This window comes from Streptomyces sp. 840.1, assembly GCF_003751445.1.
GTDB lineage: Bacteria > Actinomycetota > Actinomycetes > Streptomycetales > Streptomycetaceae > Streptomyces.
This window is the reverse complement of the sequence record NZ_RJUU01000001.1, coordinates 1,169,465-1,183,456: the sequence shown is the minus strand read 5'-3', so window position 1 is coordinate 1,183,456 and position 13,992 is coordinate 1,169,465. Positions and strand designations below refer to the sequence as shown.

Below are 13,992 nucleotides of genomic sequence, written 5' to 3'. Positions count from 1 at the left end.
CCCCGTTCCGGTTGATCCGGCCGGGGCCCGGCAGCGATCAGCGGGTCCTCCGCATCCGCAGGAGCCGCCTCCGTCCCCCCTCACGGCAGCCGCAGCCGTGGTCGGCGTGTCCTCCGCGCCCCGTACCCGTAGTACTTGCGAGCTACCCCGCAGATGTGCTCCCGGGAGGGACGCGGACGAGGCGGGGCGGCCCGTAGCTTCCGTACCGGATTCACCAACACCCCGGTACGGAAGGACCTTTCATGGTGCCAAGCCCACGCGGCCGCAGACTGCGGCGTGTGCCGGCGGTCGCGCTCCTGACCGCGGCCGTGGCGCTGCCGGTATCGGGGGCGGCGCGCCCCGCCGCTGTCCCGGCGCCGGTCCCGGCCGCGCTCGCCCCGCTGGCCCCGGACTCCCCGGCGGCGCTGGACGCGCGGTACGCCACCACCCGCGCGGACGTCCGGGCGGCGTTGCGGGCGGCCGAAGACCACGGCGACCGGCGGCGGGCCGGTTCGCTGCGGGCGATGACCGGGACGGGACGCCGATTCCTGGCGTTCGACGGACGCGACGGCGGCCGCAGCGCCGAGGTCTTCGGCACGCTGGCCGGGGCCCGCCGAATAGCGGTCCTGGTGCCGGGTGCGGGCGTCGACCTGGACCACTACTGGCGGCTCAGACGGGACGCCGAGGCCCTGGCCGGCAGCCTGGGCCCGCGGTCCGCCGTGGTGGCGTGGCTCGGCTACCGGGCGCCGTCCATGCTGAGCGCAGGGGCACTGACGACAGCCGCAGCCGACCGCGGAGTGCCCCAACTCACCTCCCTTGTCACGGAGTTGCACAAGGCGCGGCCGGGTGCGCGGATGTCGCTCCTCTGCCACTCCTACGGCTCCGTGGTCTGCGCCCGGGGCGCCTCCCGTCTCGACGTCGCGGACATCGTGCTCTACGGCAGCCCCGGCACCGGCGCGCCCGACGCCGGCGCCCTGCACACCGCGGCCACCGTCTGGGCCGGCCGGGGCAGCCAGGACTGGATCGCGCACGTGCCGCACGTCAGGGCCGGACTGCCGCCGCACACCGTGGGGTTCGGAACGGACCCCGTCGCGCCGGGGTTCGGTGCCGAGGTGTTCGACGCGGGCTCGGCGGGCCACAGCGACTACCTGCGGCCGGGCTCGGTGTCGCTGCGCAGCCTGGCCGCGATCGTCGCCGGGACGGAGGCCGGCCATGCGTGAACCCGTCCGCCGTACCGTCCTCCGCATCGACGCGGCGACACCCGTAGGCCGCGACCGCGCCCTGGACGCGCTGCGGGCGTTCGCGATCCTCGGGGTGGTGGGCGGCCACTGGCTGGTGACCGCGCTGGTCGCCGACAGCGGCACCATCCACGGGGACAGCCCGCTGCACTACCTCCCCGCCCTCGCTCCGGTCTCCTGGGTGTTCCAGACGCTCGCGGTGTTCTTCATGGTCGGCGGGGCGGTCGCGGCGAAGGGGTACGCCTCGGCGCGGCCGAGGGGTGTGACGTACGGGAGCTGGCTCCGGGCGCGGTGGGCGCGGTTGTTCCGGCCGGTCGTGGTGCTCCTGGCGGTGTGGGCCGCGGCGGCCGGGACGATGCTGGCGGGCGGGGTGGACGAGGGTACGGTCCGGGCGCTGGGCAAGCTGGTGTGGTCGCCGCTGTGGTTCCTGCTGGTCTTCGCGGGGCTGACAGCGGCCACTCCGCTGGTGGCACGGCTGCATCCGCTGTGGCCGCTGGCCGTGGTGCTGCATGTGGATCTGTTCCGGCTGGGGCTGGGCGGACCGCAGTGGCTGGGCTGGATCAACGTGGTGGCGGGCTGGCTGGTCCCCTACTGCCTGGGGGCGCTGTGGGCGCGGGGCGGGCTGCGGGGTGGGCGCGGCGGATGGGTGCTGCTGGCCGGTGGCCTGGTGGCCACGGCCGGGCTGGTCCTGTTCGCCGGATATCCGGCGTCCATGGTCGGGGTGCCGGGCGGGAGGCTCTCCAACCTGGACCCGCCCACACTGGCCGTCGTGACCTTCGGTCTCGCCCAGTGCGGGGGCGCCCTGCTGGTGCTCGGGCCGTTGCGCCGGGTGCTGGCGAGGCCGGCCGTGTGGGCGGCGGTGGCGATGCTCAACCTGTCGGCGATGACGGTGTTCCTGTGGCACCAGACGGCGATGATCACGGTGACATCGACCGCGCTGTACCTGGGCGGTCCACTGCCCGGACTGCACACCCTGCCCGACGGCGCAGGCTGGGTGGCGGCCCGGCTGGCCTGGCTGCCGGTGTTCGTGGCGGCGCTGGCCGTGTTCGTGGCCGTATTCGGCCCCTACGAGACACGGGGCGGCGGCCGTTCACGGGTCGTACGCAGGAGCCCGGCCGCTTCCCCCGTTCCGGCCCCGAAGTCGCGTCATGCCTAAGCTGAGGGCCATGACGGGGGTGGCGGGGGCTTGGCGTCGGCTGCGCGGACTGCCGCGTGCACTGTACGAGGACCTGTGGGCGGTGCCCGTCGATCCGCAGCCCGCCCCTGGCCGGCCCGGGGCGCCCGTGTGGCGGCCGGTGTTCGCGATGCTGCTCTCCCTGGCCGCGGCGGTGATCGCCCTGGTCCACGTGTACGACCTGGTTCCGCCCGGCGCGGGCATCCCGGGCTACGCGTCGCTGCTGGTGGTGTGTCAGTCCGGGGCGCTGGTCGCCGGCCTGGTCCGTCCGTTGCACGCCTGGTGGGTGTCGCTGGCGCTGATGTGTGTCGGGGTGCGGATCTCGGAGCCGGTGCTGGGGGCGGGTGAGCTGTTCCCCACGGCGTCGGAGATAGCGCTCGTGTCCGGCGCGCTTTTCCTCCTGGCGCTCCGGGTCCCGCCGCGCCGGGCGGTGACCGCACTCGTGGTCACGCTGCTCGCGACGTCGCTCGCGGCCCAGGCCACCACCCGGAACCACGCGCACGCCCTGGACCGCGCCTCCCTGATCATCGTGACGGCCGCGGCGATCGGGACGGCGCTGCGCACGCTGCGGGTGTCCCGTACGGAACTGGCCGAGCAGTCGGAGCTGACCGCGGAGGAACGGGCCCGGCGCACCCTGCTGGAGGAGCGCACCCGCATCGCCCGCGAACTCCACGACGTGGTCGCCCACCACATGTCGGTGATCTCGATCCAGGCGCAGGTCGCCCGGCACCTCGTGGCGGACCCCACCCCCGAGTTGCTGGCGAATCTGGCGGACATCCGCGGCAACGCCGTGGACGCGCTGACGGAACTGCGCCAGGTCCTGGGCGTACTGCGCTCGGAGGACTCCGGCGCGGACGCCGCCCCGCACGCCCCGCAACCCACCCTGGACCTGCTGGACGAACTGGTCGGCAGGGTGAGGGCGACGGGAGTGGAGGTGTCCGCGCACACGACGGGCGCCTCGCGCCCGCTGCCGCCGGGGGTCGGCCTGTCGGCGTACCGGATCGTGCAGGAGGCGCTCAGCAACGTGCTGCGGCATGCGCCGGGGGCCCGCGCCCGGGTGGAGGTGTGCCATCACGCGGCCGCCGTCACCGTACGCGTGACCAACTCGGCCGCCCGCACCACCACCGCACCCCGCACCGGGCCCGGTCACGGGCTGCTGGGCATGCACGAACGTGCCGCGATGCTCGGCGGCGACCTCACCCACGGGCCGACCCCCGGTGGGGGCTACGAAGTCCTGGTGACGCTTCCCCTGGAGGACCCCTCATGACCATTCGCGTCCTGATCGCCGATGACCAGGTGATGGTCCGGCAGGGATTCACGGTGCTGCTGAACGCCGAATCCGGCATCGAGGTCGTCGGACAGGCCGTGGACGGCGTGGACGCCGTCGAGAAGGTCGGCCAACTGTCGCCCGATGTCGTCCTCATGGACATCCGGATGCCCCGTCTCGGCGGCATCGAGGCCACCCGCCGCGTCACGCAGACCCCCGGCTCAGAGGTCAAGGTGCTGGTGCTGACCACCTTCGACCTCGACGAGTACGTGTACGAGGCGCTGCGCTCGGGCGCCTCGGGGTTCCTGCTCAAGGACGCCTCGGCCGACGAACTGGCCCAGGCGGTACGGGTGGTGGCGGCCGGGGACGCGCTACTCGCCCCCAGCATCACCAAACGGCTCATCGCCGAGTTCTCCCGGGTCAGCGCGCCTCTGCGCCCGCCGAGCAGAGAACGCCTCGGCGACCTCACGGGGCGCGAGACGGAGGTGCTGTCGCTGGTCGCGCAGGGCCTGTCGAACGCCGAGATAGCCGGCCGGCTCGTCGTCGCGGAACAGACCGTGAAGACCCATGTCAGCCGCATTCTGGTCAAGTTGGGCCTGCGCGACCGGACCCAGGCGGCGGTGCACGCGTACGAGACGGGGCTGGTGCGGCCGACGGGCCTCTAGATGATCGATTCCAAGGGGCCGGCGTTCGTAGGCGGCCTACGAACAGCGGGTGTGACCTCTCCGGCCGGCCTTCTGCCGCGCGGGGCGGCAACCTCTGAGGGAGGGCTTTGATGGAGATTACTTCGCTGCCGTTTGTGGACGAGCATGCGACGGCCATCGCGGCGGGGACCGACGATGTCTGGTGTCATCTGGGTGAAGCCTTGGACGGGGTCTTTTCGGGCCCCGGCATGGCCGGATACGCGCGACTGGTCGGGTCTGCCGAGCGCACGGCGTCCGGGCCGAGGCCCCTTGCCGAGGGCTCGACCTTGCCCGGTTTTCGGGTGGTCGCCGCGGTTCCGGGACATGAGCTGATCCTGCAGGGGACCCATCGCTTCTCGACCTATGCCTTGATCTTTCGCCTTGAGCACGTTGGCCCGGGGCGGTCACGGTTGCGCGCCGAGAGCCGGGCGGCCTTCCCAGGCCTGGCCGGTGGCCTCTACCGACGGCTCGTCATAGGAACGGGTGGACATGTGGTCGGCATGCGCCGCCTGCTCTCCTCAATCCGCCGCCGATCCGAATAGCGCCCACGCGCCCTCAGGCCAGCCGGCACCCACCTTCCATAGCCGACAACGCCGTCGCGCACGTCGTCGCGGACGGCATCGGCGTCCCAGGATGCTCGGCGCAACAGGTGCTGCATGCCGTGTGGGCCGGCTTCCGCGGCCCACCCCGCGATCGCCCAGCAGTTCTTGCGTGGCAGGTCCGACAGCAGCCCAAGCACCAACCGTCCGGCCCGAAGTTCGCCCACACGGCCGTCAGGTTGCTCTCGGTGATCTTCGACCGGTCGGGATCCCCCTCCGGTGCTGGATGGACCTGTCCCATGAAGTCACCCTTGATGACAGCATGCGGTAGCGCCGTAGCGCGAAGCTGAGCCGAAACCTCCCAGCCGACCGACGTCTTGCCGACACCGGCCCGTCCTCCGATGAGTAGTACTTCCGCATGATCCATGGGAGCGGAGTGCCGGCCCGCGAGCACCCCACGCGATCCGATATCGCTCCGTCCCCGCGACAGCACCCCCGCCCCCGGCAAGATCACGATCTACAGCTGGAGTACCAGGACGCCCGGCGGGGTGCTCAGTTCGAGCGCCGCAGGGCGGGCAGGCCGGCGCACAGGGCGGCCGGGAAGGCTGGTTCGACGCGGTTCACGTCGGCGCAGCCCGCCTTCGTGCCGCGTGCGATCGGCACCCATCCCTTCTTCTCGGCCCGGAAGAACCACCGGTCGCCGAGGCTCGCCCCGCAGCCCGGCGCCTCGCCCTCGGCGCAGGCCGGGCCCACGAGCGAGGACACGTCGAACACCAGCCACTTCCTGTCGCAGTGCTCCTCGCCGCGGGAGGTGTGGTTCGGCACGTCGAGCGCTGCCACCGCCTGGTCGTAGGAGGCGGGGGTGCAGCCGGTGGGCGCCGGGTGGCAGCCGAGGTCACCGCACAGGCGCAGGTCGGGCAGGTCGGCGTCGTCCGCGGTGAACGTCGTGTCGTTGTCCACGGACAGCTGGCGGTGACCGAGGGCGGACGGCAGCCGCACCTTCGCCGTGCCGGGCGCGGTCTTCGAGCAGTCGGCGTGCGGGTCGCCGGTCAGGGCGGAGAAGGTGACCTGCACCCACACGGTGCGCTCCGAGGTGGAGGTCACGACCGCCTTCAGTCCGCGCGCGCAGGTCTTCCCGTTGCCGGGCACCTCCACGTCGACGCTGAGCGCGCGCCCGCCGTCGGCGAGCCGGGCGGCGGTCACACGGAACGGGGCGAACGTCTGCCAGTGCGGCGTTTCCCTCCCCGTCGGCGCGCCTGCCCCGGCCCGCTGGGTCCCGCAGGCCCCGAGCAACAGCACGGCGACGGCGAACAGCAGGACGCCGACCAGTGATCTCCTGGATCGCATGTGTTCCGGACCCCCCATGGAAACGGCCGACCCGGGCCACTATAGGACCGCGCGTACACGTCAAACCCTGGAAGGCGTGTTCGTCGGCGTCGGTCCCCGGGTGGATCAGGCCGCGAGGCGGCGACGGGAGCTTCCGTCCCCGTCGCGTCGGATGCCCGGGACCCGTCGGCCGCCGCCCGCTCCGGCCGGACTCGTCGTCCGGTGATCGTCACCACCAGGCCGACGGCGGGGTCGACCAGGGTGAACGCGTCGGGGCTCCCGGATTCCAGCCGCGCCATCGCCTCGTCCTGCTGCGCCTGGTCCTCGGCCCAGGCCCGGAGCCCGTTCAGCACTGCGGAACTCCGAAGGGCGGCCGCCCGCACGTCGGCCTCCCTGGTACGACCCCGCGTCCCCTCGGCCCCCTCCGCGAGCCGGAGCGCCTGCCGCCGCAGCCACCGGAGGGCGAGCCGGCGGTTACGCACCACGACCGCCCCCAGCGAGACGGCCCGCTGCCCGTCGGTCACGGTGATCTCCGCCCCGTACCCCCCGCCGCTCACGCGGCACGCCCCCGCACGGCCGCCGCCTCGACGGCGGCCGCGAACAGCTCCAGCTCGGCCGCCTCGGCGGCGCGCTCCCGGACGCGCCGCTCGATCGCGACGTCCAGCGCGGCGAAGAACTGTGCGCGGGACTCAGCGTCCGAGCCGATCCACTCCCACGCGAGGTCCGGGACGCGCGTCACGGCTGCTCTCCGTGCTCGGCGTGCTCTCCGTGCTCGGCGGCCCGGTGCCGCCTGCGCAGCACCCGGCAGTCGGTCGCCCGGCTCTCGTCCCGCTCGCTCCGGGCCACGGCCTCGGCCAGGTCGAACTCCTGGCAGACCCGGCATGTGTCGGCCCCGGCGGGCTCGGCGCTGTTGTGGTTGGTCATGCCACGTCCCCCCGGCTCCGGGCGTTCTCGTACGCGGTACGGGCGCGCAGCCGCTCCTCGGGTGTGGCGAGCCGGACGTATGTGGGGATGGCTTCCCACTCGGGCCCCCCGCCGATCGGCCGCAGCGACCAGTAGGGACCCGCGACGCCTCGGAACTCCCCGACGCGGTCGTTACGGCCCCGATCCACCACGAGTGCTCCGGCGGGAGGGAGTTGGATGCGCTTCTGCTTGGACATCGCCGCACCTCTCTGTAGTCATTCCGCTACCAAGGGCGTTCAGCGTGGCTTAGAGTCAGGAGCTGTTCAACGTGTCAGTCGCGAACGAAAGACTGGTGATGTCTCCTTGAACCGCAAGGAGTTGGACCCCGAGAGCAGTCCGCAAGCCGCCTTCGGCGCACGTGTCCGCCGCGCTCGCGAGGCTCGTGGGTGGAAGCAGGAAGAACTGGGCGAACGGATGGGGTACTCCGGTACGCACATCTCGGCCGTGGAAGTTGGTCGCAAGATGCCAACTCTCCGCTTTTCGCGCAGTGCGGACCGTGTGTTCGGTACCGGAGACACCGCTGACACGTTCGAGCGTCAGTGGCGCGAGATCCGGCACGGATCGCTGCTGGAGGGCTTCCCGCAGTACGTCGGGTACGAGGGCAGGGCTGTGGAGATTCGGCTCTTCGAGATCGGGATCATCCCTGGGCTGCTGCAGACGCCGGAGTACGCACGGATTCTGGCGGACGGCGATGTGCAACGGGGGGCCATCGCGCCGGAGCAGGCTTCCGAGCGCGTTTCCTTCCTTGCTGAGAGGCAAGCTGCTCTAGCAAGACCTCGTCCGCCCATGGTGCTTGTTGTGATGGATGAGAGCTGCCTCCATCACGCTGTCGGCGGGAGAGAGGTTATGGCGGCGCAGCTCCAGAAACTGGTTGAGGTGGCTGCTCTTCCCAACTGGGTTCTGCAGGTGGCCCCGTTCGAGATAGGCGAGCGGCGGCCCTTCAATCTCCCTGTCAATCTGCTTACTCTGCCTGATCGGTCCGTTCTGGCGTATGCCGAGTCGCAGGCACAGGGGCACGTGGATCGTGAAACTGGCTCTGTGGTGCCTCTGCTGACCGCATACCATCAACTGCAGGCCGAGGCGATGTCACAGGCGGCATCCGTGGCCAAGATCAGCCAGTTGAGAAAGGGCACTCCGTGACGACCGAAGCTCCACGCTGGTTCAAATCCTCATACAGCTCGAACGGCGGCAACTGCGTCGAGGTCGCCGCGAACCTCGCCGCGGCGCGAGGCGTCGTCCCGATCCGTGACTCCAAGGCCCCGTCCGGCCCGGTTCTGAGCGTTCCCACGGCCTCGTTCACATCGTTCGTGGCGGGCGTGAAGTCCGGCGAGTTCGGCGGCATCTGACCTGATCGTATTGCCACGGCTCGCCATGCCAGGCGTGGCGGGGCTTGGGCCGAGAGCTAGAAAGGGCACTCCGTGACGACCGAATCCCCCCGCTGGTTCAAGTCCTCGTACAGCTCCAACGGCGGCGACTGCGTCGAGGTCGCCGCGAACCTCGTCGCCGCGCGAGGCGTTGTCCCCGTCCGTGACTCCAAGGCCCCGGCCGGTCCCGTCCTGCACGTCCCCACCGCCTCGTTCGTCTCCTTCGTGGCGGGCGTCAAGGGTGGAGAGTTCGGCGCTCTCTGAGGGCGCCGCCCGACACGTACCGGCCCTGGGAAGCCCCGTTGCACGGTGTGCGGCGGGGCTTTTCGCTGCTCCCGACGCGTGCCCGCACTCCGGACGCGTCAGCGCCGGGCGAACCGGGTGATCGTGACGTCGTTGGTGAATGAGGTGCGGTCCTCCACCTTGAAGAGCGTGGGGTCGAACTCCCCGTTGAAGACCGGGATCCCGGTCCCGGCGACCACGGGATAGCTCTTGATGATCAGCTCGTCGATCTCCGGCAGGAGTGCGCCGGCGAGGAGTCCGCCCCCGCAGAGCCAGATGTCCTGGCCGTCCTCCTGCTTGAGGTCGCGGACCAGGGCGAGGGGGTCTTCGCCGACCACGGTGACCGCCGGGTCGGTGCCGGGTGCGAGGGTGCTCGACACGACGTACTGGCGCAGGTGGGCGTAGGGGCTGGTGAAGCCTGCGTCCAGGCCGGGGCGGTAGCTTCCGAGTCCCATCAGGACCGTGTCGAAGCGCTGGTTGGGGGTGTCCGCCAGGCCGTGCGCGTCACGCATGAAGGTGGGGACCGTCTCGGGGTAACGGGTGTTGACCCACTGGGCGTAGGCGGCGGCCTGCTTCTCGTCACCCTGAGGGTAGAAGTCGAACTCCCCGCCGGGTCCGGCGATGTAGCCGTCGATGGTGACAGCGACGTAGTACACGAGCTTTCGCATCTATAGAACTCCGAGCGTAGTACTCTGACTGAAGTGCTTTGAAGTTAGTACTACGACTGGAGTGGTGTCAATGGCGCGCAGGAACGACGAGCGGCGAGCTGCCCTCGTTGATGGTGTGATTGAGGTGCTGGCCAGGGAGGGGGCGCGGGGTCTGACCTTCCGGGCGGTGGACGTCGAAGCCGCCGTGCCCGCCGGTACGGCCTCCAACTACTTCGCCAACCGCGATGACCTGCTCACCCAGGCGGGCGCTCGGGTCTACGAACTGCTCCAGCCCGACGAGGCGACGATCGCACGGCAGCGGGCCGGTGCGCCCGACCGGAAGACCTACGCGAAACTGATGCACGAGCTGGTCGGCCGGGTCAGTGCCTTCCGTACCGGCCGTCTGGCGCTGCTCGAACTGCGCCTGGAGGCCACCCGGCGCCCCGAGTTGCGCGCGGTGCTGACCGAGCGTGTCCGCGCCGACGTCGACGCCAACGTGGCCTACCACGAGGAGTCCGGCCTGCCCGGCGACGCGACGGCGGTCCGGCTGCTGTATCTCGCGCTCAACTGGCTCATCGTGGAACAGCTCACCCTGCCCGGGGTGTTCTCGGAGGCCGAGCGCGCACAGCTCATCGAGGCCGCGGTCGAACGTATCGTGACCTCGTGACCTCGTGACTCCGTGAACCGCGAGCAGGCCCCACCGCCACCCGGGGCATGAAGTAGCCGACCAGGGGCCCCATGCACAGGGCGACCAGCACCGTGCCCACCCCGACGGTTCCCCCCAGCAGCCAGCCCGCGCAGGCGACAGTGACTTCGATGCCGGTGCGCACGACGGCGACCGGCAGGCGGGTGAGCCGGATGAGGCCGGTCATGATGCCGTCGCGCGGTCCCGATCCGAACTGCGCGCCGAGGTAGAGCGCGTCGAAGAACGCCAGAGCGACGATCCCGGCGGCGAGGTATCCGGTCTGGGCGAGCGGCCCGTGCGGGGCGGGGAGCACCCGGGCGGTGGCGTCGGCGGCGAAGCCGACGATCGCGACGTTGAGGAGCGTGCCGAGACCGGGCAGCTCGCGCAGGGGAATCCAGGTGAGGAGCACGAGCAGGGAGATCAGGTTCGTCGCCCAGCCGAACGAGATGCCGAGGGAGCCCGCGGTGCCTTCTGTGAGCACGTTCCAGCCGGCGGCGCCGAGCCCGGACCGGACGAGCAGCATCACGGCCGCTCCGTATCCCACCAGACCGAGCAGGAGCTGGGGGACTCGACGTGCCTTGCGGCCCGCCCGGACCTGATCGAAGGCGTTCATGCGCGGTATCGCGGGTGGGGCGTGGGGAGCCGCGGCGGAGGGGAGCGCGGTGGAAGCGGTAGGTGCCATGCGGCGAGTGTCCCGACCATCTGGACCGGGATTCCATAGCCAGATTGATTAGGCTGGTCCGGTGAAGATCAGCTCGCACGCCGTGGCCCGGATGCTCGGGGCCTGGCGGGAGGGGCCCGGCCCCGCACACCAGCGCCTCTCCGACAAGATGCGTCTGCTCATCCTGGACGGACGGCTGTCCCTCGGTGCTGCCCTGCCGAGCGAACGCGACCTCGCGACCGTGCTCGACACCAGCAGAACCACCGTCGGGACGGCTTTTCGGACGCTGGTCGAGCACGGGTACCTCGCCACGCAGGCCCGTACCAGGGCGACCGTACGACTGCCCGGCGGCGCCCCGCCCGAGCGCCCGGCCGGGACCGACGCGGAGACCGTCGACCTGTCCTTCGCCGCACCGGCGGCGCCCGTGGAGGTACTGCACTCCGCGTTCGCGACCGCGCTCGAACAACTGCCGCGACACTTCGAGCGGCACGGATACGACCGGTACGGCACCGCGGAACTGCGTGAAGCGGTCGCCCACTGGTACGAGCGGCGGGGGCTGCCCACCCGGCCCGACCACATCCTGATCACCAGCGGCGCGCAGCACGCGCTCGCCCTGCTGACCCGGGTACTCGTGTCGCCGCGCGACAGGGTCCTCGTCGACCATCCGACGTACCCGCACGCGATCACGGCGTTCATCCAGGCGCGGGCCCGGCTCCTCCCCGTCGCCGTGACGTCCTCCGGCTGGGACACCGAACAGCTCCGAGCGGCAGGACGGACCGCGAACCTGGCCTACCTCATCCCGGACTTCCACAACCCGACCGGTATGTGCATGCCGACGAGCGTGCGTAGCCGGCTCGGGCTCGGGTGCCTCACGGTCATCGACGAGACGATGGCCGATCTGGCCCTGGACGTTCCGAGCCCCGAACCCTTCGCGCTGCACATGCCGGCGGCCGTCAGCGTCGGTTCGGTGTCCAAGAGTGTCTGGGGCGGCCTGCGCATCGGCTGGATCCGCGCGGTCCCCTCTCTCCTGGAGCGGGTCGAAAGGGTCCGTCCCGCGACGGACCTCGGGACCCCCGTCGTCGAGCAACTCGCCTCAGCCGTCCTCCTGAACGAGCACCGCACCCGGCGGCCGGACGCGCTGCGCCAGCTCAGCTCGCAGCGCGACGCCCTGCGGCAGGCGCTCGCCGCGTACCTGCCGCACGTCGACGCTCCGCAACCCGCCGGCGGTGTGACGCTCTGGGCGAGCTTTCCCGGCCCCATCGGTTCGCGGCTGGCGGCCGTGGCACCCGACCACGGGGTGGCCATCGCGGCCGGGCCGCGATTCGGGGTCGGGGGCGCGTTCGAACGCAATATCCGGCTCCCGTACACGCTCCCTCCGGGGCAGCTGACCCGGGCGATCCGCAGACTCGCGCGGGCGGAACAGGCGCTCGCCCACGGCGCGACCGGAACCCACACCCCCGCCCCCGTCGCGTGAGCGGCGGCAACCCCCGCCCACCGCCCCGGCGTACAGGAATCGATCCGCACCATCCGATTCGACGGCAGGCACGTCGTTTACCCCCCTTCGCGGTGGTCTTGCCCGGGATCGTAGTCTTGGCCCCCACATAAACACCCCTCTGCGGAACGGGCGTGACGTGTCCGTGGTGCCGCGACGAGGGGCGGCGCTCATGCGCCCATGCGCGCCGCCGGGCCGTCCCCCTGCTCCGAACCGGGGCTCCGAACAGGGGAGTACAGACGTGATCGCCATAGCGGCCGCACTCGCGCAGATCATCGTGATCCTGATCCACCGCCGGCGCCCGGCGACGACGGCGACCCGCACCACTCCCTGGGCGTACATGGCGGCCGCGCTGGCGGCATGCGCGGGCGGGTGGCTCGTCATCGGCCTCCCGCCGGTCGTTTGGGGCGACCTGTTCCTGTCCCTCATGTGCGGCGTGATCCTCGGCTCCGAGGCCGCCGGGGCCGCCAGGGAACTGTCCGGGCGCGCCTGGGCGGGGTGGGCGACAGCCTGCACCGGCGGAGCGGCCTCGGCCACCTGGCTCCTGGACACCCCGCTGCCCTTCACGACCGCGTTCTCCGGGTAGCCCCGGCCGCGTCGCGAACGCCGTCAACCCCGGTGCCGTTCCTGGCCGGGCACGGTGCGCGCCCCCCACGGGAACTCGTCCCCCTCACCCACGCGGTCGGCTGCGAGGTCCTGCTGCGACGGCCGCCCGAGCCCGTGGCCGGAGGGGGGGGAGGGGGGCAGCTGTCGCCGGTCCTACCCCGGGTGCACCACAGTCGCGTCGTCCGGTGTGTCCCCGGGCGCGTCCTGTGCCGGGGCCTCGCCGAAGCGGGCGAGGGCCAGGGCGCCCGCGACGGCCACCGCGAAGCCGGTGACCGCCAGCCAGCCGAGCCCCTCGCGGGTGCGGTCCCCGAGCCAGATGACGCCCACGAGGGCGGGCCCGATCGTCTCGCCCAGGACCATTCCGGCGGTCGCCGTCGTCACCGAGCCACGTTGCAGCGCCGAGGTCAGCAGCAGGAACGCCGAACCGCCGCCCACCAGCAGCGCGTACGTGGCCGGGTTGGACAGCAGCGCGGCCGGTGAGACGTCGTCGATGAGCCGGACCGCGACCTCCACCACCCCGAAGCCGCAGCCCGCGCCGAGCCCCAGGACCAGGGCGCGGGCCCGCTCCGGCAGCCGGCCCGCCGCCGTGCCGATCAGCAGGACGGCGACCGCCACCCCGAGCATCGACCAGCGCAGCGCGTCCGAGCCGGACAGATGGCCCTCGCCGCCGGAGGCGAGGCCCAGCATGCCCAGGCCCGCGCAGACCACGGCGACGGCCGTCCACTCGGTGCCGCTCAGCCGGACCTGGAGCAGGCGGGCGGCGACGACCGCGGTGACGGCGAGACTTGCGGCGAGTGCCGCGCCCACCGCGTAGATGGGCAGCGAGCGCAGGGCGATGATCTGGAAGACGAAGCCGAGGCCGTCCAGGGCGAGCCCGGCGACGTAACGCCACTGCCGCAGGGCTCGCAGCAGCAGCGCCGGATCGACCCCCGCACCGGATCCGGGCTCGGCCGCGGCCCGCGCGGCGACGGCCTGAAGGACGGAGGCCGTGCCGAAGCAGACCGCAGAACCGAGCGCGCAGATCATCCCCAGAAGCACACCCGGGACTCTACTGGGCGGCTGCGACCGCCCCGGCCGGCCGCGTCG

General features: G+C 72.0%; 18 protein-coding genes and 2 pseudogenes. 11 read left to right on the top strand and 9 right to left on the bottom strand.

The window, feature by feature from the left end; all coding sequences use genetic code 11:
• Positions 1–242 precede the first annotated feature (242 nt).
• The 5 genes from EDD93_RS05315 to EDD93_RS05295 all read left to right on the top strand — a co-directional run bounded on the left by EDD93_RS05315 (position 243) and on the right by EDD93_RS05295 (position 4,883).
• A complete protein-coding gene (locus tag EDD93_RS05315; protein WP_123524074.1) occupies positions 243–1,199 on the top strand; it encodes an alpha/beta hydrolase in 957 nt (318 codons plus the stop codon).
• The gene (locus tag EDD93_RS05310) at positions 1,192–2,373 is read left to right on the top strand and encodes an acyltransferase (protein WP_123524073.1); all 1,182 of its coding nucleotides are present in this window, start codon (positions 1,192–1,194) and stop codon (positions 2,371–2,373) included. Before EDD93_RS05315 ends, EDD93_RS05310 begins: the two co-directional genes overlap by 8 nt.
• A 10-nt stretch (positions 2,374–2,383) precedes the next feature.
• Positions 2,384–3,658, top strand: a complete 1,275-nt coding sequence (locus tag EDD93_RS05305; RefSeq protein ID WP_123524072.1) for a sensor histidine kinase — start codon at positions 2,384–2,386, stop codon at positions 3,656–3,658.
• Positions 3,655–4,323, top strand: coding sequence for a response regulator transcription factor (locus EDD93_RS05300; RefSeq protein WP_123524071.1), 669 nt, complete (start codon positions 3,655–3,657; stop codon positions 4,321–4,323). The genes EDD93_RS05305 and EDD93_RS05300 overlap by 4 nt, the downstream gene beginning before the upstream one ends.
• Positions 4,324–4,433: 110 nt before the next feature.
• Positions 4,434–4,883 carry a hypothetical protein gene (locus EDD93_RS05295; RefSeq protein ID WP_123524070.1) on the top strand — a complete coding sequence of 150 codons (450 nt, stop codon included), beginning with the start codon at positions 4,434–4,436 and terminating at the stop codon, positions 4,881–4,883.
• 44 nt (positions 4,884–4,927) lie between these two features.
• Here the strand turns inward: EDD93_RS05295 and EDD93_RS40095 are convergent.
• The 6 genes and pseudogenes from EDD93_RS40095 to EDD93_RS05260 all read right to left on the bottom strand — a co-directional run.
• Positions 4,928–5,107 (bottom strand): annotated as a pseudogene (locus tag EDD93_RS40095) (IS701 family transposase); the annotation flags it as partial.
• A pseudogene (locus tag EDD93_RS40090) lies at positions 5,080–5,307 on the bottom strand (hypothetical protein); the annotation flags it as partial. The pseudogenes EDD93_RS40090 and EDD93_RS40095, both read right to left, overlap by 28 nt.
• A 125-nt stretch (positions 5,308–5,432) precedes the next feature.
• Positions 5,433–6,227: a hypothetical protein gene (locus tag EDD93_RS05280; RefSeq protein WP_123524069.1), complete on the bottom strand. Its 795-nt coding sequence runs from the start codon at positions 6,225–6,227 to the stop codon at positions 5,433–5,435.
• Between the two features lie 532 nt (positions 6,228–6,759).
• Positions 6,760–6,945 carry a hypothetical protein gene (locus EDD93_RS05270; RefSeq protein ID WP_123524068.1) on the bottom strand — a complete coding sequence of 62 codons (186 nt, stop codon included), beginning with the start codon at positions 6,943–6,945 and terminating at the stop codon, positions 6,760–6,762.
• Positions 6,942–7,130, bottom strand: a complete 189-nt coding sequence (locus tag EDD93_RS05265) for a hypothetical protein (RefSeq protein ID WP_123524067.1) — start codon at positions 7,128–7,130, stop codon at positions 6,942–6,944. Before EDD93_RS05265 ends, EDD93_RS05270 begins: the two co-directional genes overlap by 4 nt.
• Positions 7,127–7,366 (bottom strand): hypothetical protein, encoded by a 240-nt coding sequence (locus tag EDD93_RS05260; protein WP_123524066.1) that lies wholly within the window; start codon positions 7,364–7,366, stop codon positions 7,127–7,129. The genes EDD93_RS05265 and EDD93_RS05260 overlap by 4 nt, the downstream gene beginning before the upstream one ends.
• Positions 7,367–7,472: 106 nt before the next feature.
• Between EDD93_RS05260 and EDD93_RS05255 the strand changes: the two genes are divergently transcribed.
• From EDD93_RS05255 to EDD93_RS05245, 3 genes are all read left to right on the top strand, one after another.
• Complete coding sequence (locus EDD93_RS05255; RefSeq protein WP_123524065.1) at positions 7,473–8,309, top strand: helix-turn-helix transcriptional regulator; 837 nt, start codon at positions 7,473–7,475, stop codon at positions 8,307–8,309.
• Entirely contained in the window at positions 8,306–8,515 is a 210-nt protein-coding gene (locus tag EDD93_RS05250) for a DUF397 domain-containing protein (protein WP_123524064.1), read from the top strand. Before EDD93_RS05255 ends, EDD93_RS05250 begins: the two co-directional genes overlap by 4 nt.
• A gap of 72 nt (positions 8,516–8,587) precedes the next feature.
• Positions 8,588–8,797 (top strand): DUF397 domain-containing protein, encoded by a 210-nt coding sequence (locus tag EDD93_RS05245; protein ID WP_123524063.1) that lies wholly within the window; start codon positions 8,588–8,590, stop codon positions 8,795–8,797.
• Positions 8,798–8,895: 98 nt separating this feature from the next.
• On the opposite strand, the gene EDD93_RS05240 is transcribed toward EDD93_RS05245, so the two are convergent.
• Positions 8,896–9,483, bottom strand: a complete 588-nt coding sequence (locus EDD93_RS05240; RefSeq protein WP_123524062.1) for a dihydrofolate reductase family protein — start codon at positions 9,481–9,483, stop codon at positions 8,896–8,898.
• Positions 9,484–9,553: 70 nt separating this feature from the next.
• Between EDD93_RS05240 and EDD93_RS05235 the strand changes: the two genes are divergently transcribed.
• Positions 9,554–10,129, top strand: coding sequence for a TetR/AcrR family transcriptional regulator (locus EDD93_RS05235; protein ID WP_123524061.1), 576 nt, complete (start codon positions 9,554–9,556; stop codon positions 10,127–10,129).
• On the opposite strand, the gene EDD93_RS05230 is transcribed toward EDD93_RS05235, so the two are convergent.
• Complete coding sequence (locus EDD93_RS05230; protein ID WP_260255629.1) at positions 10,092–10,829, bottom strand: YitT family protein; 738 nt, start codon at positions 10,827–10,829, stop codon at positions 10,092–10,094. The two genes, EDD93_RS05235 and EDD93_RS05230, sit on opposite strands and share 38 nt — an antisense overlap.
• A 61-nt stretch (positions 10,830–10,890) precedes the next feature.
• On the opposite strand from EDD93_RS05230, the gene EDD93_RS05225 reads away from it, so the two are divergent.
• Together EDD93_RS05225 and EDD93_RS39515 are read left to right on the top strand one after the other, a co-directional pair.
• A complete protein-coding gene (locus tag EDD93_RS05225) occupies positions 10,891–12,282 on the top strand; it encodes a PLP-dependent aminotransferase family protein (RefSeq protein WP_123524060.1) in 1,392 nt (463 codons plus the stop codon).
• Between the two features lie 259 nt (positions 12,283–12,541).
• Positions 12,542–12,886, top strand: coding sequence for a hypothetical protein (locus EDD93_RS39515; RefSeq protein ID WP_185092213.1), 345 nt, complete (start codon positions 12,542–12,544; stop codon positions 12,884–12,886).
• A 173-nt stretch (positions 12,887–13,059) separates the two neighbouring features.
• On the opposite strand, the gene EDD93_RS05215 is transcribed toward EDD93_RS39515, so the two are convergent.
• Positions 13,060–13,932, bottom strand: coding sequence for a hypothetical protein (locus EDD93_RS05215; RefSeq protein WP_123524059.1), 873 nt, complete (start codon positions 13,930–13,932; stop codon positions 13,060–13,062).
• Positions 13,933–13,992: the final 60 nt, after the last annotated feature.

Bases quoted from the DNA above. Each gene is read 5' to 3' on its own strand.
- EDD93_RS05315 (WP_123524074.1), top strand. From the start codon at position 243: ATGGTGCCAAGCCCACGCGGCCGCAGACTGCGGCGTGTGCCGGCGGTC.
- EDD93_RS05310 (WP_123524073.1), top strand. From the start codon at position 1,192: ATGCGTGAACCCGTCCGCCGTACCGTCCTCCGCATCGACGCGGCGACA.
- EDD93_RS05305 (WP_123524072.1), top strand. From the start codon at position 2,384: ATGACGGGGGTGGCGGGGGCTTGGCGTCGGCTGCGCGGACTGCCGCGT.
- EDD93_RS05300 (WP_123524071.1), top strand. From the start codon at position 3,655: ATGACCATTCGCGTCCTGATCGCCGATGACCAGGTGATGGTCCGGCAG.
- EDD93_RS05295 (WP_123524070.1), top strand. From the start codon at position 4,434: ATGGAGATTACTTCGCTGCCGTTTGTGGACGAGCATGCGACGGCCATC.
- EDD93_RS05280 (WP_123524069.1), bottom strand. From the start codon at position 6,227: ATGCGATCCAGGAGATCACTGGTCGGCGTCCTGCTGTTCGCCGTCGCC.
- EDD93_RS05265 (WP_123524067.1), bottom strand. From the start codon at position 7,130: ATGACCAACCACAACAGCGCCGAGCCCGCCGGGGCCGACACATGCCGG.
- EDD93_RS05260 (WP_123524066.1), bottom strand. From the start codon at position 7,366: ATGTCCAAGCAGAAGCGCATCCAACTCCCTCCCGCCGGAGCACTCGTG.
- EDD93_RS05240 (WP_123524062.1), bottom strand. From the start codon at position 9,483: ATGCGAAAGCTCGTGTACTACGTCGCTGTCACCATCGACGGCTACATC.
- EDD93_RS05235 (WP_123524061.1), top strand. From the start codon at position 9,554: ATGGCGCGCAGGAACGACGAGCGGCGAGCTGCCCTCGTTGATGGTGTG.
- EDD93_RS05230 (WP_260255629.1), bottom strand. From the start codon at position 10,829: ATGGCACCTACCGCTTCCACCGCGCTCCCCTCCGCCGCGGCTCCCCAC.
- EDD93_RS05215 (WP_123524059.1), bottom strand. From the start codon at position 13,932: ATGATCTGCGCGCTCGGTTCTGCGGTCTGCTTCGGCACGGCCTCCGTC.